This is a genomic window from Campylobacter insulaenigrae NCTC 12927, from assembly GCF_000816185.1.
Taxonomy (GTDB): Bacteria; Campylobacterota; Campylobacteria; order Campylobacterales; family Campylobacteraceae; genus Campylobacter_D; species Campylobacter_D insulaenigrae.
Genome location: NZ_CP007770.1, coordinates 599079 through 620023, shown reverse-complemented (window position 1 = coordinate 620023; position 20945 = coordinate 599079). Strand labels below are relative to the sequence as shown.

The 20945-nt window shown below is 26.5% G+C and carries 21 protein-coding genes and 2 pseudogenes; 5 read left to right on the top strand and 18 right to left on the bottom strand.

Annotation, left to right across the window (positions count from 1 at the left end):
• The first annotated feature begins 38 nt into the window (after positions 1 to 38).
• Positions 39 to 1088, top strand: a complete 1050-nt coding sequence (gene hemW, locus CINS_RS03225) for a radical SAM family heme chaperone HemW (RefSeq protein WP_039649788.1) — start codon at positions 39 to 41, stop codon at positions 1086 to 1088.
• Here the strand turns inward: hemW and CINS_RS03220 are convergent.
• From CINS_RS03220 to CINS_RS03205, 4 genes and pseudogenes are all read right to left on the bottom strand, one after another.
• Positions 1078 to 1878 carry an ABC transporter substrate-binding protein gene (locus CINS_RS03220; protein WP_039649787.1) on the bottom strand — a complete coding sequence of 267 codons (801 nt, stop codon included), beginning with the start codon at positions 1876 to 1878 and terminating at the stop codon, positions 1078 to 1080. The genes hemW and CINS_RS03220 overlap by 11 nt on opposite strands.
• A gap of 2 nt (positions 1879 to 1880) precedes the next feature.
• Positions 1881 to 2651, bottom strand: a complete 771-nt coding sequence (locus CINS_RS03215; protein ID WP_039651344.1) for an ABC transporter ATP-binding protein — start codon at positions 2649 to 2651, stop codon at positions 1881 to 1883.
• Positions 2652 to 2663: 12 nt separating this feature from the next.
• Positions 2664 to 3615: pseudogene (locus CINS_RS03210) on the bottom strand (FecCD family ABC transporter permease); the annotation flags it as partial.
• Positions 3605 to 5659, bottom strand: a pseudogene (locus CINS_RS03205) (TonB-dependent receptor). The pseudogenes CINS_RS03210 and CINS_RS03205, both read right to left, overlap by 11 nt.
• A 237-nt stretch (positions 5660 to 5896) precedes the next feature.
• Between CINS_RS03205 and CINS_RS03200 the strand changes: the two are divergent.
• Positions 5897 to 6649 (top strand): HugZ family heme oxygenase, encoded by a 753-nt coding sequence (locus tag CINS_RS03200; protein ID WP_039649786.1) that lies wholly within the window; start codon positions 5897 to 5899, stop codon positions 6647 to 6649.
• A gap of 29 nt (positions 6650 to 6678) precedes the next feature.
• Here CINS_RS03200 and CINS_RS03195 read toward each other — a convergent pair whose 3' ends face one another.
• Both CINS_RS03195 and CINS_RS03190 read right to left on the bottom strand, forming a co-directional pair.
• The gene (locus CINS_RS03195) at positions 6679 to 6999 is read right to left on the bottom strand and encodes an ArsR/SmtB family transcription factor (protein WP_039649784.1); all 321 of its coding nucleotides are present in this window, start codon (positions 6997 to 6999) and stop codon (positions 6679 to 6681) included.
• 13 nt (positions 7000 to 7012) lie between these two features.
• Positions 7013 to 7966, bottom strand: coding sequence for a permease (locus CINS_RS03190; protein ID WP_232012951.1), 954 nt, complete (start codon positions 7964 to 7966; stop codon positions 7013 to 7015).
• Positions 7967 to 8119: 153 nt separating this feature from the next.
• Between CINS_RS03190 and tatB the strand changes: the two genes are divergently transcribed.
• Genes tatB through queA form a run of 3 tightly spaced genes read left to right on the top strand, consistent with a single transcriptional unit; the run spans position 8120 to position 10222 of the window.
• Positions 8120 to 8449: a Sec-independent protein translocase protein TatB gene (gene tatB, locus CINS_RS03185; protein ID WP_039649782.1), complete on the top strand. Its 330-nt coding sequence runs from the start codon at positions 8120 to 8122 to the stop codon at positions 8447 to 8449.
• Positions 8450 to 8475: 26 nt separating this feature from the next.
• Complete coding sequence (gene tatC / locus CINS_RS03180) at positions 8476 to 9210, top strand: twin-arginine translocase subunit TatC (protein WP_039649780.1); 735 nt, start codon at positions 8476 to 8478, stop codon at positions 9208 to 9210.
• Positions 9203 to 10222, top strand: a complete 1020-nt coding sequence (gene queA, locus CINS_RS03175) for a tRNA preQ1(34) S-adenosylmethionine ribosyltransferase-isomerase QueA (protein ID WP_039649778.1) — start codon at positions 9203 to 9205, stop codon at positions 10220 to 10222. Before tatC ends, queA begins: the two co-directional genes overlap by 8 nt.
• On the opposite strand, the gene mrdA is transcribed toward queA, so the two are convergent.
• From mrdA to CINS_RS03115, 12 genes are all read right to left on the bottom strand, one after another.
• Complete coding sequence (gene mrdA, locus CINS_RS03170; protein ID WP_039649776.1) at positions 10219 to 12039, bottom strand: penicillin-binding protein 2; 1821 nt, start codon at positions 12037 to 12039, stop codon at positions 10219 to 10221. The two genes, queA and mrdA, sit on opposite strands and share 4 nt — an antisense overlap.
• Entirely contained in the window at positions 12040 to 12531 is a 492-nt protein-coding gene (locus tag CINS_RS03165) for a hypothetical protein (RefSeq protein WP_039649774.1), read from the bottom strand.
• Positions 12521 to 13120: a ribosome biogenesis GTP-binding protein YihA/YsxC gene (gene yihA, locus CINS_RS03160; protein WP_039649772.1), complete on the bottom strand. Its 600-nt coding sequence runs from the start codon at positions 13118 to 13120 to the stop codon at positions 12521 to 12523. The genes CINS_RS03165 and yihA overlap by 11 nt, the downstream gene beginning before the upstream one ends.
• The gene (locus CINS_RS03155; RefSeq protein ID WP_039649770.1) at positions 13117 to 13575 is read right to left on the bottom strand and encodes an LptA/OstA family protein; all 459 of its coding nucleotides are present in this window, start codon (positions 13573 to 13575) and stop codon (positions 13117 to 13119) included. The genes yihA and CINS_RS03155 overlap by 4 nt, the downstream gene beginning before the upstream one ends.
• A complete protein-coding gene (locus CINS_RS03150; RefSeq protein WP_039649769.1) occupies positions 13557 to 14063 on the bottom strand; it encodes a hypothetical protein in 507 nt (168 codons plus the stop codon). Before CINS_RS03150 ends, CINS_RS03155 begins: the two co-directional genes overlap by 19 nt.
• Positions 14054 to 14542: a 3-deoxy-D-manno-octulosonate 8-phosphate phosphatase, YrbI family gene (locus CINS_RS03145; protein ID WP_039649766.1), complete on the bottom strand. Its 489-nt coding sequence runs from the start codon at positions 14540 to 14542 to the stop codon at positions 14054 to 14056. The genes CINS_RS03150 and CINS_RS03145 overlap by 10 nt, the downstream gene beginning before the upstream one ends.
• Position 14543: 1 nt before the next feature.
• Positions 14544 to 15344: a septal ring lytic transglycosylase RlpA family protein gene (locus CINS_RS03140; RefSeq protein ID WP_126437504.1), complete on the bottom strand. Its 801-nt coding sequence runs from the start codon at positions 15342 to 15344 to the stop codon at positions 14544 to 14546.
• A gap of 7 nt (positions 15345 to 15351) precedes the next feature.
• Entirely contained in the window at positions 15352 to 16470 is a 1119-nt protein-coding gene (locus CINS_RS03135) for a membrane-bound lytic murein transglycosylase D (RefSeq protein ID WP_039649764.1), read from the bottom strand.
• Positions 16470 to 17270 (bottom strand): TatD family hydrolase, encoded by an 801-nt coding sequence (locus CINS_RS03130; protein ID WP_039649762.1) that lies wholly within the window; start codon positions 17268 to 17270, stop codon positions 16470 to 16472. The genes CINS_RS03135 and CINS_RS03130 overlap by 1 nt, the downstream gene beginning before the upstream one ends.
• On the bottom strand, positions 17261 to 18505 hold the full coding sequence (cbrR, locus tag CINS_RS03125; protein WP_039649760.1) for a bile resistance response regulator CbrR: 1245 nt from the start codon (positions 18503 to 18505) through the stop codon (positions 17261 to 17263). Before cbrR ends, CINS_RS03130 begins: the two co-directional genes overlap by 10 nt.
• A gap of 70 nt (positions 18506 to 18575) precedes the next feature.
• Positions 18576 to 20090 carry a DNA repair protein RecN gene (locus CINS_RS03120; protein WP_039649759.1) on the bottom strand — a complete coding sequence of 505 codons (1515 nt, stop codon included), beginning with the start codon at positions 20088 to 20090 and terminating at the stop codon, positions 18576 to 18578.
• Positions 20090 to 20920 carry an NAD(+)/NADH kinase gene (locus CINS_RS03115; RefSeq protein WP_039649757.1) on the bottom strand — a complete coding sequence of 277 codons (831 nt, stop codon included), beginning with the start codon at positions 20918 to 20920 and terminating at the stop codon, positions 20090 to 20092. The genes CINS_RS03120 and CINS_RS03115 overlap by 1 nt, the downstream gene beginning before the upstream one ends.
• Positions 20921 to 20945: the final 25 nt, after the last annotated feature.

The following is a 20945-nucleotide window of genomic DNA, read 5'->3' as shown; positions in this document are numbered from 1 at the left end:
AAAAATACCAAATTTATTATTATTTTAAAGAAGTTTTTATGCATTTGTATATACATATCCCTTTTTGTGAAAGTAAGTGCTTTTATTGTTCTTTTACCTCTTTAAAGAAGAAAGATTATGAAAATGCATACTTAGAGGCTTTATTAAAAGATATTAAACACCAAATAAATTTTTATAAAATCTCCAAAAAAAATATCAAAACAGTATTTATAGGCGGAGGGACGCCTAGTTTGATGAGTATAAATTTTTATGAAAACATTTTTTCTCTTATAAAAGATTTTTTAGACACAAATATAGAAATAAGCATAGAAGCAAATCCAAATTCAAGTAATTTTCACTGGTTAAAAGAGATAAAAAATTTAGGTATTAATAGAATTTCTTTTGGCGTACAAAGTTTTCATGAAAAAAAACTAAAATTTTTAGGTCGTATTCATGATCAAAAAAGCATTTTTACTAGCATTGACAATGCAAATAAAGTAGGTTTTAATAATATCAATATAGACTTAATATATGATACAAAAATGGATGATACAAAAATGCTCCAATATGAACTCTTAAATTTAAACAAACTCAACATTACTCATATTAGTGCCTATAATCTTACCATAGAAGAAAAGACTAAATTTGCAAAAAAAAATCATTATAAAAAAAATGCTCCAAAACTTGCAAAATATTTCATAGAAGGAATACAAAATATAGGATTTACACAATATGAAATTAGTAATTTTGGAAATACCTGCTTTCACAATCTTGCATATTGGCAAGGTAAAAATTATATAGGTTGTGGCTTGAGTGCTGTAGGATTTTTAAATAATCAAAGATTTTACACCAAAAGCAATTTAAAAGAATACATACAAGATCCATTACATAGAGAAATAGAATACTTAAGCAATGAAAACTTAAACTTAGAGCATATTTTTTTAGGGCTTAGAAGTTGTGTTGGAGTCAATGAAAATAAATTAAATCCTATAGAGAAAGAAAAAGCATCTTTTCTTAGTAAAAAAGGAAAGTTAGTTTATAAAAATGGTGTTTTTTATAATACTAACTATCTTTTAAGTGATGAATTGGCCCTATACATCAGCACTTAAACAATAATTTTTTGAATTTTTCAATTCTATCTATTATTTTTGGACTCAATCGTAACAATTCATGCGTATCGTCGTTTATTATAATACAATCTTGTTTTAATGCTTTTGTTGATTTTAATAAAGCAAAATTTGATAAATTTTGTCTGCTTGCATTCATTCCAAGTATCATCATATCAGGATTTTGTTTTAAAATATATTCTTCAGAAATGATAGGTCGTGAGACGTTGCTATCTGGGCTAACATTATTAACACCAAGCAATCTTAAAATATCTGCAATTAAAGAATTATTATTAAAGGCCATTAAAGGGTTATTAGAATACAAATAAATAGCACTTTTATTTATAGGTTTTGCTTGAATTTGAGCTAATTGATTATTAAAATTATCCAAAAGCTCTTTACCTTCTTTTTCTTTATTTGTAATTTTAGCTAATATAGCTATGTTATCTTGAATATCATTTAAACTATTGGCTTTTAAATTAATATTTTTAATTTTAAAATTATCAAGCATTTGCTTTAAATTTAGGGAATAATCGCTTAAAATAACCAAGCTAGGTTTTAAAGATATTATTTTTTCCACAGATGGATTAGAAAATGTCCCGACACTTGGTATATTTTTAGTTCTATCTTGTGGATAAATATCAGAATGTTGTAATTTTGCCATCGCGATAATTTGTTCACCCGCACCAAGCATAAATATTGTTTCAACACTAGCTGGATCAAGCACAACAATACGCTCTTTAGCATACATAATACCAAATAATACACATAAAATAAATAATATTTTTTTCATTTTTACTCCTTCATTGCTAAAACATATGGTTTTGAATTTTTATAAATAATTTCGCATTTTAAGCCGTAAATTTCATACAAAATTTCACTAGTAAAAAGTTCACAAACATCACCAAAATAACGCATAATTCCATCTTTTAAAAACAATAATTTATTACAAAAAATAGATGCTAAATTTAAATCATGTAAAATAGCGATAACGCTTATATTTTCCTTTTGTATAAGTTGCTCGCAAAAATTTAGAATTTCCATAGAATATTTTAAATCTAAGGCTGAAGTGGGTTCATCTAAAAAAAGTAGCTTTGGTTTTTTTAACAAAGCTCTAATTAAAAGTATTTTTTGAAATTCTCCTCCACTTAAAGATGTAATATCTCTTTGCAATAAATAATCACATTTTAAAGTTTTTGCATAATTTTCTACATCAAAAATATCATCGTTTGAATAATTAGAAAAAGAATGTTTTAATGTATTATATTTTCCCATCAATAAAACATCTAAAACTTTTAAAGGAGTTCTTAATTCTGAATTTTGCGGAACAAAACCTACAAGATTTGAAATATCTTTCAAACTCATTTTTTTAATATTTTTATTAAATAAAACTATTTCTCCTTCTTTTGGATTTAAATTTTTCAGTAATAATTTCAACAAAGTACTTTTTCCAGAACCATTTGGACCTAAAATTCCTAAAAAAGTATTATTTTTTAAATGTATATTGATATTTTTTAACAATTCCTTATTATTATAAGAAAAATATAGATTATGAATTTTAATCATCTTAAAATTCCTTTTTTTAGATTTTAAAGCTAGATATAAAAATATAGGAGATCCTATAAATGCAGTAACAATTCCTATTGGAATTTGCACAGGAGAAAGTAAAGTTCTTGCTAGGGTATCACTGATTAATAAAAATATTCCTCCTAATACTGTACAATATGGGATCACAAGGGCATTATCATAAGTTTTAAATAGCAATCTAACAATATGAGTAATAATTAAACCAACAAAAGCAATAATTCCAGTAAAAGCCACAGCAAAAGAACTGCCAAAGAAGAAACTATTAAAAGTTTTATTTTTAGATTATGCGCATCAACTCCTAAATTTTTGGTCTCTTCATCTCCACTTAATAATATATTTAAAGCATTTTTATTAACATAAAAATAAAATAAACTAAAATGAGAATTTTAACATGAAACCAAGAATTTAAACCAATATTACCCATTAGCCAGGCTACAATTTTAAACGAATTTTCCCCAATAATATAAGTAAAAAATGAAGTAAAAGCTCCTAAAAATGAAGAAGTTGCAATGCCTATTATCAATAATATAGTGATAGAAGTTTTAGCAGATATTTTAAAAATAACTAAAGAAAAGATACTTGAAAAAATAAAAGCAAAAATTCCATAATAATAATCTTCTAATCTAAATAAATATGCAATTACAGCTCCAAAAGTAGCAGCTGAAGCAATACCTATAATATAAGGATCTGCTATGGGATTAGAGAATACATTTTGAGTTATAGTACCGCTACTTGATAGAAGCATTCCTATTAAAATAGGCATAATCACTCTACTTAATCTAGCATCTATAATAATTTGCCTTAAAATATCATCATCTGCAAAAATATAATCAAAAAGTTTAATAGGACTAATATTTTCTTCACCCAAACAAAGCGCAATAATAATAATAATTAAATAAGTAATTAAAAAACCTGCCCAAATAAAAGTATTTTTAAAACACATACTTAAACTCAGTATAGTAATTTCTTCCAATACCTGGTAAGTATTGATCATTAACACTATCTTGATAGGTATAATATTTTTTATCAAATAAATTTCGTATTCCGGCTGAAATTTGTAAATTTTTATAAACATAACTAGAACCAAGATCTATTAACATATAATCTTTTATCCAATTATTTTGAGTTATTTTTCCTGTATTATCATCAACTTTACCACCATCTTTGGCTCTAGAATGATAATTTAAATCAATAAAAGAATTTAAATTTGAATTCCAATAATAATCAACTCCAGCATAAAGATTAATTTTAGATACATAAGGAATTCTCAAACCATCATTAACACCCTTAGATATACTAGCATCAATATAAGTCATACCTTCTTTAAACACTAAAGCATCATTAAAGAATTTTTGTTTTAAATTCACTTCAGTTCCAAAGCGTTTTGTTTGATCTATATTATAATATTTCCACCAAGATCCTGATGCAGAATGTGGGTTTCCAAGATAAGAAATTTCATCTTTGCTTTGGGTATAAAAAATACTAAATTTAAATGCATGAAAATCCCATAATATATCATTAATTCCTATTTCAAAAGTATGAAATACCTCAGGATCTAACCTGCTAGAATAATATTTAACCTTTATTATCTTTACTAACAAATTGAGCGGGACTTGGAGATATAAAACCTCTTTCATACTTAAGATACATTGAGCCTGTATTAGAATATATAAATGTTGGTGTGATTTCAAAAGCTATATTATCATTGTATTTTTTAGTATCAAAGAAAGTTAAAGTATTTATAGTAGTTCCTGGTGGCTTCATATTCATTTGCATCTGATTTTTATAACTTCTATTTGTGCTATATCTATTCCACTCATATCTAGTACCTCCAGATAAAACAAAAAAATCATTAAATTGATGAGAATTCAAAATAAACCAAGAATGACTTTGTTTATTCATATCCATTATAGTTTCCATATTATGATATAAAATTATTGGTGGAACACTATATTTTAATAAGCTTGTGCGTTTTGCATCATGATTTAAAAAATCATATCCTGCAACTATATAAGAATCATCACTATAATTATATTTTGCTTTAAAATTAAATCCTAAAATACTATCATTAAATCCACTGCCGTCTTGATATGCTTTAACAGTCATACCTTTCATAGATATAACATCTTTAGCATATAAAATTTTTTGATCTTGCCAAAAAGTACTTAAATTTAATTCCCAAGCATCATTTATAAAATAAGATTAATTCAGATCTGTCAGTTTTTGTGATATTTTCACCACTGCCTTTTTTGTTTAGGATTTTTTTGTATTTGAGTTTTTGTTAGATATCCACTACTTTCATCTGTGCTTTTAAAATGATTATAACTTAACGACAAATTACTATTTTCATCAATATCAGCAAAAACACCAGTGTTGATATAATGACCTCTTTCTTGATACCCTCTTTGAAATCCATTTTTATCAAACCCTTGTGCATTAAGTGTTAAAACAACATTATCATTTATTAATTTATTAATATCAAAACCAAAATTTGTGCCATCTATAACATTTTTATAACTTTGTGATTTCGTATTTATAGAAAAAGAATCTTCTTTAGATTTTTTTGTAATGATATTAACAACACCTCCTCTTGTACCATTACCATAAATAATGGATCCACCCCCTGGTATGATTTCTATACGACTCACATTATTAATATTAACGATATTTAAATGTGTAACTCCATGAGAATTATCCAAAACATTGATAGCTCGTCCATCTACCATAACTTTAACGACCATATTAGACTTATTTCCTTGACCTCTCATATCTATATTACGGCCTAATCCAAAATCAACAAAATTAATTTCAGATACTTTTTCTAAAGCTTGCTCTATGGAATTAAATCCTTTTTTTTCTAGCAAAGAACCATCTATCACTATAACATTTCTCAAATTTTTATCAACATCTTGTTCAAATCCATTAGCAGAGACAACAACTTCTCCTATATCAACAGTTTGTTCATCCATTTGGTTGACATTTGCCATAATATTACTTAAAAATAAAGCTGTAAAAAAAAGAAATCGAAACAACTTTTTTTTGAATTAATCATATTTTATACCTCATTCACATTAATAATAATGATAATTTATATCATTAAATTATCAAAAAGGATAAATATACTCTTAAATAAATTAAAAAAATATAAAATTATATACTTTAAGATAAATTTAACTTGATAATTGATATTGTTTATCAAATTTTTAAGATAAGGATATATAATAATGAGTTTTGAAAGCGTTATAAACCACATGAATTCTCACCATCAATCAAATTTACTAGATTTGTGTAAAAAATTCTCTCACACTGCCAATATATCAAAGGCTATATTAAAAAATGTAGACTTTGATGGATTAGATATTTTATACAATGACGATCAATTATTACGTATTAATTTTCCAAAAAAAGCAAATCAAGATACTATAAAAGATATAATTATAGAGCTTTGCTTAAATGCAAAAAGTGAAGATAATTCCAGTGATATTGAAAAAGAAATCAATGATTTTATTTCACAATATAATTCAGTAATCTTAGCAACGCTAACAATCAATGGAGAGACTACTTGTTCTTATGCTCCATTTTTTAGAGTACAATCTAATAATTATATTTATATCAGTGAAGTAAGCGAGCATTATCACAATATCAAATCTAATCCAAATAATATTGAAATAATGTTTTTAGAAGATGAAAGTAAAGCAAGTTCAGTGATTCTAAGAAAAAGATTACGCTATAGAGTCCATGCAAATATTCTTGAACGTGATGACGAATTTGAAAAAAATTATGATGAATTTGAAAAACAAGTTAAAGAAGATAAAGCCGTTAAAATGATTAGAACAATGCTAGATTTTCATTTAATAAAACTTGATTTCCATAATGGGCGTTTTGTTAAAGGATTTGGTCAAGCTTATGATATTCAAAATGAAAAAATAACTCATATCAAAGGTAATCGTCCTCACAAATTTTCTCATAAAAAATAATATTTTAGATAGCTTTTGCTATCTTTTTACTATTCCTTAGGACATGGGCAAGATACTTTACGAAACTGAGGAAGATTTAGCGAAAGATGATGGATATTTTTTAGCGTGTCTTGGCAAAAAAGATTTAAATTCTCTTTAATTTTATAATAGGCCCAAACTCCTTGTCTATCAACATCCAAAAAACCAGCTTCTTTTAAAATTTTTAAATGTCTTGAAAGTCTTGATTGACTCATATTTAAAGAATTTTGCAAATCACACACACAAAGTTTTCCATTCTCTTGTAAAAAAGCCAAAATTAAAATTCTGCTTTCATCATTAATTGCACTTGTTATTTTTAAAAAATTTTGCATTTAAAAAACCTTTTCATATAAAAAACATTAAAATTCCAAAACCAATCGCTATAAATACAATAACACTAGCAAATAAAATTAAAAAATTAAATTTAAAAATTCTTTTTAATAAAATTAATTCAGGCAAAGAACAACCAGCTCCAGCTATTAAAAAACTCATCATTATACCTAAAGGAACCCCAGTAGCACTTAAAGCTAAAGCAACAGGTATTAAACTAGTACAATTCATATAAAGTAAAACACCGATAAAAGCAGCAATAAACACTCCTAAAACACTATAATCTTTTAGATAATTTTCAAAAAAATTTTGAGGAAACAACCCATAAATTAAAGCTCCAATTGCCATTCCAACTGTAATATAAGGTAAAATTTTAATATATTCTTTAAAACTTTGTAAAAATACTTTTTTGAATTGATGTCTATACTGTTTTTTTTCTATGAAATTTGTGTCATTTTTGGAACAACAAGTATGCTTAGATAAATTGTTATTAAAACAGCAAGTTTGTGATTTTTCCAAACTATCAGTTATAAAATCTCTATTAAAAAATATATGAGTATCGATTCTAGAAATCAAAAATGCAAAAGATAAAATAATAACAAATAAAAATCCAAGATAAAACAAAGTAATTTTAAAACCGAAGCTAAATATAAATACCATAATAATAATAGGGTTAATCAAAGGCGAGGTAATTAAATAAGAAATACATACCCCAAGCGGAACTCCATTTTTTAAAAAAGCATTTAAAAGAGGAATACTAGAGCATGAACAAAAAGGAGTTAAAGTACCTAATACTATAGCCTTTATATAACTTGAGAAAGAATCTTTTTTCAAATGTTCATTAAAAAATTTAGCATAACGCTCATTTATAAAGGAAATTAACATATTTATAAGTAAAAATAAAATAGAAATTTCACCAAAAGAAACTAAAAAATCTTTTAAAATCATAACTATTTTTTCAGAAATCATTTTTTATCCTAATATTATTTTTTAGTCACTTTATCATAAATATATTAATATATCAATATATATAAATATATTAATGTAATAATAAGTAATATTTTTTTTAAGTAATTTTTTGTAAAATGGAATAGATATTTTATTACAGAAAGAGAATTAACTATGAGCTTTGGTGAAATTATAGTTATTTTAGTTGTAGCTATTTTAGTGCTTGGACCAGACAAACTACCATCAACTATAGTTGAGATAGCAAGAATTTTAAAGGCATTAAAAAGCAATATAGATGAAGCAAAAGCAAATATAAATAAAGAATTAAAAATAGCAGAATTAAAAGAAGAAACACAAAAATACAAAGACGAATTTTCTAGTGCTAATGAAAATATTAGAAAAAAATTAAGTTTCGAAGAATTTGATCAACTCAAAGAAGATATTTTAAATAATACAAAAGAAATCGATAAGCAAACAAATAATTTAGATGAAAAAACAAGATAAGATATTCAAAAATCAGAAAGTTAAAAATGTTTGAAGAATTAAAACCTCATTTAACAGAACTTAGAAAAAGATTATTTATCAGTGTAGCATGTGTAATGGTAATGTTTTTTGCATGCTTTGCATTTAATGAGTACATTATAAACATATTAAAAGCCCCAGTTGAAGCTGTATTGCCAGAGATTTCTAAACAAATGACCTTCGTTGAGCTTCAAGAACCTTTGTTTACAGCAATGAAGGTTTCTTTTTTTACAGCTTTCTTAATTTCTCTACCAGTAATTTTTTGGCAATTTTGGAAATTTGTAGCACCTGGACTTTATGATAATGAAAAAAAATTAGTTATCCCTTTTGTGAGTTTTGCTAGTATTATGTTTGCATTAGGTGCTTTGTTTTGTTATTACATAGTCATACCTTTAGCATTTAAATTTTTAATTGATTTTGGCGTACAAACTCAAGACTTCAAACCTTTAATCAGTATTGGTTTATATGTTGGTTTTTTTACAAAACTAATTATTGCTTTTGGCTTAGCTTTTGAAATGCCTGTAATTACCTTTTTCTTTGCAAAACTTGGACTAATTGATGATACATTTTTAAAAAAACACTTTCGAGTTTCAGTTTTAATCATCTTTGTTTTTGCTGCTATGATGACACCACCAGATATTATCTCACAATTTTTAATGGCTCTTCCTCTATGTGGACTTTATGGAATTTCAATTTATATAGCTAAAAAAGTAAATCCTAGTAAAAAAGATGCTAATGAGTGAAGATTTTTTACTTTCTAATTACGACTACACTCTACCAAATGAGTTAATAGCAAACTTTCCTATTTTACCCAAGGAAAATGCAAGACTTTTAGTTTATATTAGAAAAAAAAATGAAATTTTACATTTACACTTTAAAGATTTAGCCTCCATCTTACCACCTTGTGCTATAGTTTTTAATGATACTAAAGTCATTAAAGCAAGAATTTATGGTCAAAAAGAAACGGGGAGTAAAATAGAACTTTTTATTAATAATCCTTTTAAAAATGATACTTTTGCAGTACAAATAAAAGGCAAAGTTAAAGAAAATCAAGAACTATATTTTAAAGAAAATTTAAAAGCTAAGGTATTAAAATTAAATGATGATGGCACAAGAATTGTAGAATTTTTTTCCAAAAATATTAAACTCAAGCATCATCAAGTTTTTAGTATTTTAGACTGCATTGGACATATTCCTTTACCTCCTTATATAAAAAGAGCTGACCAAGATAGTGATATAATAAATTATCAAAGTATCTTTGCAAAAAAAGAAGGTGCGGTTGCTGCACCAACTGCAAGCTTACATTTTAGCGAAGAAATGATACAAAATCTTAGAAAAAAACATGATATTTACACTACCACTTTACATGTTGGTGCAGGAACTTTTAAAAGTGTAGAGTGTCAAGATTTAAGAGCTCATAAAATGCATTCAGAATATTTTCATATTGATAAAAATACCTGTAATTTGATTAATTCAAAAGAAAAATTATTAGCCATAGGAACTACAGTTACTAGATGTATAGAATATTACATAAGAACCAAAAAAAATGAGGGATTTTGTGACTTATTTTTACATCCACAAAATAAAATACAAAGAGTTGATTACCTTCTTACTAATTTTCATTTACCAAAATCAACTCTTATAATGCTAGTGGCATCTTTCATAGGAAGAAAAACAACGCTTGAAATTTATCAAGAAGCTATAGATAAAAAATATCGTTTTTATTCCTATGGTGATGGCATGTTAATCATTTAAGTTGATTTTACATACTTTTTATCTATATAACCTAACTCGATAAGTTTTTGGTAAATTTTTAAAAGCATAGGACCGCCTGTACTGCTACCACTCTTACCATGTTCAATTAAAACAACTACCACATATTGTGGTTTTTCATAAGGAGCATAAGAAGTAATCCAAGCATGAGATCTAAAAAAATATTCTAATTCCTCTTCCTTAATACGTTTTTTTTCACTTTGTGAAATTCCAATCACTTGAGCAGTTCCCGTTTTAGCTGCTATGGTAACTGGAGATTTTTTTAAATATCTTGATGTTGTTCCACCTTCCTCATTAGCAACCTCATACATAGAACGCCTTAAAAGAGGTAATTTCGCAAGTTCAAAAGTACTAAAAACACTTTCGTTATTATCAAAAATAATTTTAGTTGTATTATCATCTATGCTCTTTAGAAAATGTGGAGTTACAGATTTTGAAGTAGCTATCATAGCTGTAAATTTAGCTACTTGCATAGGAGTTGCTAAAAAATCTCCTTGACCTATGCTTGTATTTAATGTTTCACCTTGATACCAAGGCTGATTGTATTTTTGTTGTTTCCATAATTTACTTGGCACCGTACCTATAAATTCATTTGGTAAATCTATACCTGTTTTTGTTCCAAAACCCATTCTTTCAAAAGTTGCACTAATAAAATCTATTCCAACTTCAAGAGCACCTTTGTAAAAATAGACATCACAACTTTCTCTAATAGCTCCGTTCATATCGATATATCCATGACCCGTAGGTTTCCAACATCTAAATTTTCTACCACCTAATTCAAAATTATTATCACACAAAAATTTTTGATGTTCATTAATTTTTTGACTATTTAAAAAAGCTAAAGCTGTACCCATCTTTACAACAGACCCTGGAGGATAAAGACCATTGATAAGTTTATTTGTAAAAGGATGATTTAAATCATTAGACAACTTACTCCATTCTTCTTGAGTAATGCCCACAACAAAAGGATTTAAATCATATTCAGGAAAACTACCAGCTGCTAACACAGATCCTGTTTTTACATCCATAACTATTGCAGCACCAGATAAACCTTCAAAAATTTGGGCTAAATATTCTTGTAAATCTAAATCAATACTCAAGACAATATTACTAGAGCTAGGCTTCTTATAAGAAAGCTCTTCAATTTCTTTATTTAAAGCATTAACCTTGCTAACCTTTTCCCCTTTAACACCTTGTAAAATGTCATTGTAATAGCGCTCGATACCACTTCTACCAGCATAACTAGTTAATCTTGCTATTTCATTTTCATTCATATCGTTTAAATTGGCTTTGCCGACATAACCTATTACATGGCTTGCTAAAGATTCATAAGGATAAAATCTTTGTGTTGTAGATTTAATTTGTATATTTTCACGCAAATTTAATTTCGTAAAATGCTTAATCATATCATCATATCCTATAAAAGGAATGATTTCTATATAATCTTGATTATAATAAGAATCTACTTTTATATAATTTTTTTTAAGTTTAGTAAAATTTTGATCTGGGAAAGTATCTACAATGACTTGTAATTCTTTATCTAAAAGTTCTCTATTTTGCTTTTTAATATATAAGTATGGCTTTATAGAAACAGAAAAACCTAATTTATTAACCGCTAAAGGTCTTCCTTTTGTATCTAAAATTTGACCTCTATCAGGTGCCAATGGTAATGTTTTTATAGCATTTTGCTTAGCAATTTCATCATAATAAACATTTGACTTTATACTAATATAATAAACTCTTGAAAGCAAAAGCGTAAAAAAACAAGCTATAAATATCATCACCAAACGCAAACGCATTTAAATTTTTCCTTTAAAAATAACAAAAGAAACTAAAGCTTCTAAAACAAAAAACCATACATATTCAAAACCAAATGAGAGAATTTGCTGATTATCTAAATACGCTAAGAAAACATCAAGCACATACAAGAAAAGATATGCGCATAATGTAAAAATTACCAATAAATAACGACCTAATTTTAATTTGCTTTGAAACCAATCAACAAATACATGATAAAAAACAAAAAAAGCTATCCATGAACTAAAAATATAAAAACCATGAATAATATCAATTAACAAGATATAAAATAGAGAAAAATACCATCTAAAATCAAGTGAATTTAACGTCTTTTCTTTTTCTTTTAAAAGTATAATCATATAACAAAAAAATACACCAAATAAAGGTGGGAACCAATAATATACAGAAGAAAGCATTTGATAAAATATCAATGAAAAATAAAAAAATACATAAGATAAATCAAATCTATTTTTAATTAAATTTTTACTTCGCATTAATCCCTAAACTCTCATTAATAATTTTATATTCTAGTTGTTCTATACCTTGTTTTTTTAGATTTGAAACCAAAATTGCACTAGGATCGTAATTTAACAATTTTGCTTTTTGACTTTGATTTAGCTTATCACATTTTGTATAAACAGAAATCTTTTTTTGATCAGCTTTCAAAAACGAATTTAGATAATTATCTAAATTTAAATCAATATCTAGATTATTATGCCTAGAATCAATTAAATGAATAAAAAGTTTTATAGAAGTACGATTTTTTAAAAATTCATCTAAATTTTTATTCCAAATTGCTTTTGTTTTTTTACTTACTTTAGCATATCCAAATCCAGGTAAATCAATAAAAACTATTTTAAATTTATCCTTATCTTTTTTACATTCAACATCAAAAAAGTTAATTAGCTGTGTTTTACCAGGAGTTGAAGAGCTTTTTGCTAAATTTTTATTTTTACAAAGTGTATTTATTAAAGAGCTTTTACCTACATTAGAACGACCTAAGAAAGCTACTTCGGTGCAAATTGGTTCTAAAGCCTCATCTAATTTTGAAGCAGAAAGTAAAAATTTAGCATTAAGTATCATTCTTTTACTTCAAATACAAACTTAGCAGGTTTATTATCTTGACTGATAACGCGATATGTCATATTTTTTCTATCTACTATTATTTTATCTCCAAATAATTGTTTATTAGTTTCAACTTCAATTATTTTTGCTTTACCATTAATCTCATAAGTATCGCTTGCCACAACATAAATAAATTCATCGCCACTACCATGATATGTCTTATCTTTCATATGAATTTTAAATTTAGCATCATTAGTAGCGATATATTTAACAGGCTGTTTATTTTTCATAAAAATAACTAATTTTTGAGAATTAAGAATATCTTCTCCTTTTTTCACTTCAACATCGCCACTTAAAATACTTTTTTCATTTTTTTCATCAAGATAAAAATCTTTTGCACTAACTTCTATTGTCTGTGTAGCTAAAGCAAAAATATTGATTAAAAATAAACATATTAATATTCTAAAAACCATGCTTTAATCCTTTGAATCTTTAACTCTTTATCTTCAATCTTATATAAAAAATTATCTCCAACAATCTCATTTAAACCTATATAAGCTTTAAATTTATTATCAGAATATAAAAATTTATCGTTCATATTATAAATTGCTTTTTGTGTAAAAATCGAAGTTTTATTCTGATCAAAATAACTTACATTTCCTTCCAGAACAGACATTACTTCGTCTTTAATAAGCAAATTTGAACTTAAATTATAATCAAGACCTCTAGTAATAAAATTATCAAAAATATCTTTATCTTGATATTTTACCCAACGACTAGCTTCATAACTTGCTTTTACTATACTACTATTTAATTCATAATCAATTACGTCAAAAGCTTGAGTATTAGCTATCTCAATATTTTGTGGCTTTATATTAAATAAATATTGATCTTGCGTACTCAAAATCACCATAACAAAAACAAATAAACACATTAAAGTAGCAAAAATTTTTATTGCCAAAGTTTATCCCATTGCGCTTGCATATTATTATGCTCAATTAAAATTTCTATCATCTCACTGACAGCACCATTACCGCCTTTTCTATTTAAAACTCTGTGTGTATTTAAAGTCTTATGAGCATCTTTTGGTTTAAAGCTATATCCTACATTTTCAAGCAAAGCCTTATCATTATAATAATCACCTATAGCAGCACATTGAGAAAAATCTAAATTTAATTTTTCTAAAATTTCCTTTGCGCAAGCTAATTTATCACTAATTCCCTGATATACAAGTTCAATCTTTAAATCTCTAGCTCTAAAATACACACATTCGCTATTTCTTCCGGTAATAATAGCGACTTTCTTACCCAATTTTTGCCAAGCCTCTATGGCAGCTCCATCTTTTACATTAAATTCTTTAATTTCTCCATAATTTTGAGTATAAATAATCTTTCCATCAGTTAAGCAACCATCAACATCTAAAAAAATAAGTTCTATCATTTTATTCTCTCACTATAAATGCACCAGGAAACGAACCACTATCAACAAAATCTCTTGCTTCTTGTTCGCTTCTAAATCCTTTTAAAAACACCCTATTTAAACCATCTTTAGAACTAGTTTGTATCGTGGAAGTATAAGATTGATATTTTTGATATCGATTGGCTATTAATTCTGCTCCACTTCTATTTCTAAATGCTCCTATTTGAACCATAAAAGCACCACCTTGAAATATATGACCACTATCTGCTATTTCACCATTGCTTCCTAAATTAGAATTAGTATGAACTGAACCTGAATTTGCACTTGTTCCAAATCCTATTACTTCCAATCTTACTGGTGCTGTACCCGTATGAATCATATCTATATCTCTTGCTGCAACATTAGATAAATCAATAATTCTACCTGTAACAAAAGGACCTCTATCATTAACTCTAACAGTTGTTTGTTTGTGATTTTTTAAATTTGTAACCTTAACAATGGTATTCATAGGTAAAGTTTTATGAGCGGCTGTATAAGCGTGCTGGTCATAAGTTTCACCATTTGATGTTTTTTTACCGTGAAAACCTGGCCCATACCAACTTGCTATACCATCAGCAGTCTCTCCAACTTCCACAACAGTAGGATAATATGTCTTACCATTGATAGTATAAGGCTTCATTGTGCCTTTTAAAGTAGTGTTATTATGTTTTACACTTTTAAAATCTCTTTCTGGATAATATACATTAGGTGTACGCATAGACGTCATACTACAAGCACTAAACAACACTCCTAAGCAGCCAATCACTAGTGATTTTTCTATCATCTTTTTTTTATGTGTTTTGAGCAGTTTTGATTTTATCATTATTTTTCTCCTTGATTTTTAAAACTAACTTCTGATTTATATTAATTAAATTTCCTTTAATTTTGTTATATTCTTTAATCGTTTCAACACTAATATTGTGTTTTTTAGCTATAGTGTATAAACTATCTCCTTGTTTTACTACATAAATTTTAGTATGTGGAATAGTTGTATCCACCTTAGCCAATTGGGTATTTTTTAAATTTTGTTTGAATTCAAAACTTTTATTTAATGGAATATATACATAGTATTCTTTATCTCCAGGTGGAGTAAAATCATAATGAAAATGCGGATTATAATTTTTAAAATCTTTATAAGACATCTTTGCAATTTTAGCAAGTTCCTTAAGAGATACACTAGAAGGTATAGAAATTTTTTCCACCTCATTAAATAAAGTATAATTTAACAATGCACTATCTTGAGAAATCAAAAAATCACTATTATTAGCCAAAAAAGCCATAGTTAAAATTTTTCTAATAAATACTCTAGTCTCTAATGGTAAGTATTTTTTATCAGGATCAAGCAATACTCTTAAATCATCACTTTTGGCTGCTTTTATAGCTTGTCTTAATTTTCCATCACCGCAATTGTAAGCTAAAATCGCTAAATACCATTTATCAAATTGTTCTCTTAATTGTCTTAAATAAGCTATAGCCGCATAAGTTGATTTAACCAAATCTTTTCTCTCATCAACATAAGGATCAACTCTTAAACCTAAAGTTTGTGCGGTTGATTTCATAAATTGCCATACTCCTACTGCTTTAGTTTTTGATACACTATGAGTTTTTAATCCAGATTCAACAATAGCTAAATATAAAAATTCTTGCGGAATATTTTCTTTCTCTAAAATTTTGCGAATAATTGGAGTAATTTTATAAAATTCTCTCATAGTATCAACTAATGTTTTTGAATGTATTTCCATAGATGATTCTTTAAATTCCAAAAACACCATATCGCTTAAATAATTTGGTTCAATATCTAGATTTCTTAAAATTTGCGTCTGTTGATGATAATACTCAGGGCTAGTTTGTAATGCAACTAAATGTGTATGTACAAAAAATAATAAGAAAAAAATAATTTTTTTATTCATTATGCTTGACCTTGAAAAAACAATCTATTTGCATTAAGATTAGTTATTTTTATTACTTCTTCTTTGGATATATCTAAAATTTGTGATATTTTTTGCGCTACAAAATGTGTCAAAATAGGATCATTAATCTTTCCTCTGTGAGGTTCTGGAGTCAAATATGGTCCATCAGTTTCTAAGATCACCGCTTCTTTGGGAATTTTTGGCAAAATTGCAAGTAAATTCTTAGCGTTTTTAAATGTTAAGACTCCACCTATGCCATAATAAAATCCTTTTTTTGCCAAATTTAATAACAACTCGCTCGCATTAAAACAATGTAAAACACCTCCGCGCAATTTATCTGCATATTTATCTAAAATATTAAAACTATCCTCATTGGCTTCTCTTACATGAACAATTAGTGGTTTATTAGATTCTATAGCTAAACAAATTTGTATTTCAAATATCTCCTTTTGCTTGTCTTTAATTTTAATATCATCAGCTTTTAAACGATAATAATCTAAACCACACTCACCCACTGCTACACATTTTTCATCTGTAATAAATTCCCTTAAAATATCTATGTCAAAATCATCGATATCATAAGGATGGACTCCACAGGCAAAATAAACATTTTTATAGCGATGTGCTATCTCTCTTGCTCGCGGCAAATCCTGCAAACTAGCACCAGGGATAATAATTTTATCTATCCCATTTTCAAAAGCATTACAAAGCATTTCATTTAAATATCCAAAATAAGCTTCACTATCTAAATGACAATGTGTATCTATGATTTTATTTTTAAAATCATAATCTAAAAACATACCTCTACCCTATTTCTTCCATTTGCTTTTGCTAAATCTAAAGCTTTTTGTGCATTGTCTAATAAATCTTTAACTTGACTTCTTTTTCCACCAAAAACAACTCCTATAGAAATACTGTAGTCAACTTCATCTAAAGCAATCAAAACACTTTCTTTTGAGATATTTACCCTAATATTAGAAAAAGTTTTTAAAGCATCTTTGTTACCAGTGTGTTTTAATACTACATAAAATTTTCCATCTTCTATTTTAGTTGCCAAATCCATTCCACGAATTTGCTCATTGATTTTTTTTGCAGTATATTTAATAATACCATCACCACAATCGTAGCTAAGCTCATAATTAATAGTAGCTAAATTATCAATATCAATTAAAGCTAAAGCAAATTCTTCATCTTCTTGAATATCTTCAAGATAATCAAATAATTTCTTTTCAAAAGTAGCATAATCATCCAAACCTGTCAAAAGATCTTTGTTTAAGCTATATTCGTCTAATAAAACACATTTTTGCATATAATCAAGACAATTATTTACTCTACAATTTAACGATTCTTTTTGAAAAGGTCGTATAACATAATCATTAACTCCTTTTCTAAAAGCCCTAGCTTCCAATTCATCATCTTTATCTCCAACCATAATGACCCCAATATCTATCTTAGAATATTTTGATCGAATTTCTGTTAATAAATCTTCACCATTTATAACTGGCATAGTTGCATCACAAATAACTAATTTTGTATCAGGATTATCATTTAAATAATTTAATGCTTCTTCTCCATGTGCTGCTGCTAATACATTAAAAAGTTGATTATTCAAATTCTTTTTCATCTCAGAACGTAAAGTGACATTTGCTATAGCTAAGATTATTTTAGTTTTATTATTTTTTTGAAGCATTCTAATTGAATTTAACATTTCATCAATACAGCTTTCACTTTCCTTTTGTATATAATGAATAATATCTTTTTCCATAAATTTTTTTCTAGTTTGTCCATCACTACTTCCAGTTAGAACAATAGCTGGAATATTTTTTTCTAAAACTACATCTACTACTTCACCATCAGGAGCATCAGGCAAACAAAGGTCAACAAAAGCCATAAAATACTCATTCTTTAATAACTCTTTTGTGCTATTCATATCAAAAGCAACATCTACTTTTAAACCCAAAGTATTTTCTACCTTTTTTGCTAAAAGCCTTGTGAGCATTTTATTATCATCAATAATTAAAATTTTTTCTTCCATTTTTGATCTCTTTCGTAAAATATTTTAAATTTAGTTTATTATAACATATCAAAATTTACTTTTGGTGCTTTTAGAGTAAGGTTCTTGCAAATTCTATTGCCTCTTGAGTTATATTTTCCCCACTAACCATTCTAGCTAATTCTTTTATCCTTTCTTCATTTTCTATTTTTCTAACCACGCTTTCATTTCCGTGTTTTTCAACTAAAAAATGATTATTAGCTTTTGAAGAAAGTTGTGGCAAGTGTGATATAGCAAAGATTTGATAAAAATTTGATAATTCTTTAAGGACATCAGCTATACTCATTGCTTCCTTACCACTTAAATTTGCATCTATTTCATCTAAAAAAATTATTCCCTTGCCATCGCTAGTTATATTACACTCAGTAGCAATAAACGCCAACCTTAAGCGGTTAAGCTCACCAGAACTAAGATTTTTCAGCTTTGCTTCATTTATATTTAAAACAATCTCATCTTTTCCTAAATTTCCTAAATGACACTCTTTAATTTGTAATTTAATATCCTTCATATAAAGCTTTAAAAGATAAGAATTTAATAATTGCTCTAATTTTGTAATTTTTCCTTGACGAAGTAAGCTTATTTTATTGCTTTTTTCTTCTAATTCTTTTTTCACCTTTTTCACTTTTTGTTCTAATTCTTCTTTTTCAAAACTTAAATTCTCATAATGATTTAAATCTTTTTGTTTTTTTTCTAAAATTTCTAATGTCTCTTCTATACTTCCATATTTTGAAATCAATGAAGATAATTTTTCTATGCGATCTAACACCTCTTCTATATCAAAATCAAAATCATCTAAATTCTGACTTTCCCATATAACTCTTAATTCATTTAAGCATTCAGAAAAAAATAAACTATCAACCTCACTAATTTGCAAAGCATCAATTACAGCTGATTCTAATTCAAAAATTGCACTAGCTTTAACCCAAGCTGCATCTATTTTATCCTTTTTTGAAAGCTTTTTTTTCAAACTCATTAGTTCTTCAAACTCTCCTATTTTTGGATTAATACTTTGAATTTTATCAATTTCAAATTTTGTAAATTCTTTCAACTCTTCAACCTTTTTTTCTTCATCTTTAATTTGTTCTAATTTATTATTGTATTCTAGATATATTTTAAAAAGATTCTTAAATTCTTGTTTTAAAATTCCAAAATTAGAATCTTTTTTTTCACACATACAATCAAGTAAATTTATCATTCTTTCATTGGAAAATTCATTGTTTTCTTTAGCAGAAAGATATTTAACAAATTGTTTAGACAATAATGAAAGATTTTTTTTGGAAATTAGTTGATTATTAACAAAGTAGCGTGTATTTTTATCTTTTAAATATTTAAAAACATTTAATTCTTCATTTTCTATACCATATTCTTCTAATCTTAAAACATCATCTAATAATATCTCTACCATCTTAGCTTCGCTTTCACTTAAAGCAAAAGCAGATAAAATAGCATTAAAGAGTACTGATTTTCCAGCTCCACTCAAACCTGTAAAAACACTCAATCCTGGCTGAATATCTATTTTAACTTGTTTAAAACTTAAATTTTCTTTTATCAAAATGCTTTCTATCATTATTTTCCCCAATTTAATTTTTCTTTTAATACTTGAAAATAATCCCTATCTTTTCTGTGAATAAAATTCAACTCTTTTTCACTTAAACCTATAATAATTTTTTCATATTTTTTGGGATCTATTATCTCTTGACCATCTAAATATAATAAACAATGTCGTACTTGTAATTCTAATTCAAATCCAAAGGGTAAAACTATTGGCCTTTGAGTTAAAGAATGAGAACACACAGGGGTTAAAACAAAAATTTCACTTAAAGGATGAACTATAGGTCCACCAGCGCTAATATTATATGCAGTTGAACCGCTAGAACTAGCAATAATTAAACCATCTCCATGATACGCATTAAAAAGTTTTCCTTTAAAAAAAACTTCCATATTTGCCATTAAAGCACTATTGCGTGAAAATACAGCATCATTAAAAGCATACTTTTTAGAAATTTTATTATCTTTATATAAAGATATTTGCAACATTTTTGCAGTTTCTATTTCAAATTCCCCGTTAAAAAAATTCCGAAAAAAATCTCTAACTTCATCAAAAGAACAAGCAGTTAAAAATCCTAGTTTTCCAGCATTAATTCCTAAAATAGCTTTTTTAAACTTGAAACTTTTTCTACACAAAGATAAAAGAGTGCCATCTCCACCTAAAGAAATTAAAAAATCTAATTTGTTTAATGTTGTTTTATTAAGATTATCATTTTTTAAAAAAATTAATTGGATATTTTTTTCTCTTAAAATATCTTGTAAAATTGAAATTTGTGCACTTAAATTTGTATTTTTACGACAAAATAAACCAACTTTTTGAATTTTTTCTATACTAATTTTCTTATTCATATAAAAATTATAACAAAACTTAGCT

Coding starts and splice junctions, on each gene's coding strand:
- hemW (WP_039649788.1), top strand. CDS start 39: ATGCATTTGTATATACATATCCCTTTTTGTGAAAGTAAGTGCTTTTAT.
- CINS_RS03220 (WP_039649787.1), bottom strand. CDS start 1,878: ATGAAAAAAATATTATTTATTTTATGTGTATTATTTGGTATTATGTAT.
- CINS_RS03215 (WP_039651344.1), bottom strand. CDS start 2,651: ATGATTAAAATTCATAATCTATATTTTTCTTATAATAATAAGGAATTG.
- CINS_RS03200 (WP_039649786.1), top strand. CDS start 5,897: ATGAGTTTTGAAAGCGTTATAAACCACATGAATTCTCACCATCAATCA.
- CINS_RS03195 (WP_039649784.1), bottom strand. CDS start 6,999: ATGCAAAATTTTTTAAAAATAACAAGTGCAATTAATGATGAAAGCAGA.
- CINS_RS03190 (WP_232012951.1), bottom strand. CDS start 7,966: ATGATTTCTGAAAAAATAGTTATGATTTTAAAAGATTTTTTAGTTTCT.
- tatB (WP_039649782.1), top strand. CDS start 8,120: ATGAGCTTTGGTGAAATTATAGTTATTTTAGTTGTAGCTATTTTAGTG.
- tatC (WP_039649780.1), top strand. CDS start 8,476: ATGTTTGAAGAATTAAAACCTCATTTAACAGAACTTAGAAAAAGATTA.
- queA (WP_039649778.1), top strand. CDS start 9,203: ATGAGTGAAGATTTTTTACTTTCTAATTACGACTACACTCTACCAAAT.
- mrdA (WP_039649776.1), bottom strand. CDS start 12,039: ATGCGTTTGCGTTTGGTGATGATATTTATAGCTTGTTTTTTTACGCTT.
- CINS_RS03165 (WP_039649774.1), bottom strand. CDS start 12,531: ATGCGAAGTAAAAATTTAATTAAAAATAGATTTGATTTATCTTATGTA.
- yihA (WP_039649772.1), bottom strand. CDS start 13,120: ATGATACTTAATGCTAAATTTTTACTTTCTGCTTCAAAATTAGATGAG.
- CINS_RS03155 (WP_039649770.1), bottom strand. CDS start 13,575: ATGGTTTTTAGAATATTAATATGTTTATTTTTAATCAATATTTTTGCT.
- CINS_RS03145 (WP_039649766.1), bottom strand. CDS start 14,542: ATGATAGAACTTATTTTTTTAGATGTTGATGGTTGCTTAACTGATGGA.
- CINS_RS03140 (WP_126437504.1), bottom strand. CDS start 15,344: ATGATAGAAAAATCACTAGTGATTGGCTGCTTAGGAGTGTTGTTTAGT.
- CINS_RS03135 (WP_039649764.1), bottom strand. CDS start 16,470: ATGAATAAAAAAATTATTTTTTTCTTATTATTTTTTGTACATACACAT.
- CINS_RS03130 (WP_039649762.1), bottom strand. CDS start 17,270: ATGTTTTTAGATTATGATTTTAAAAATAAAATCATAGATACACATTGT.
- cbrR (WP_039649760.1), bottom strand. CDS start 18,505: ATGGAAGAAAAAATTTTAATTATTGATGATAATAAAATGCTCACAAGG.
- CINS_RS03120 (WP_039649759.1), bottom strand. CDS start 20,090: ATGATAGAAAGCATTTTGATAAAAGAAAATTTAAGTTTTAAACAAGTT.
- CINS_RS03115 (WP_039649757.1), bottom strand. CDS start 20,920: ATGAATAAGAAAATTAGTATAGAAAAAATTCAAAAAGTTGGTTTATTT.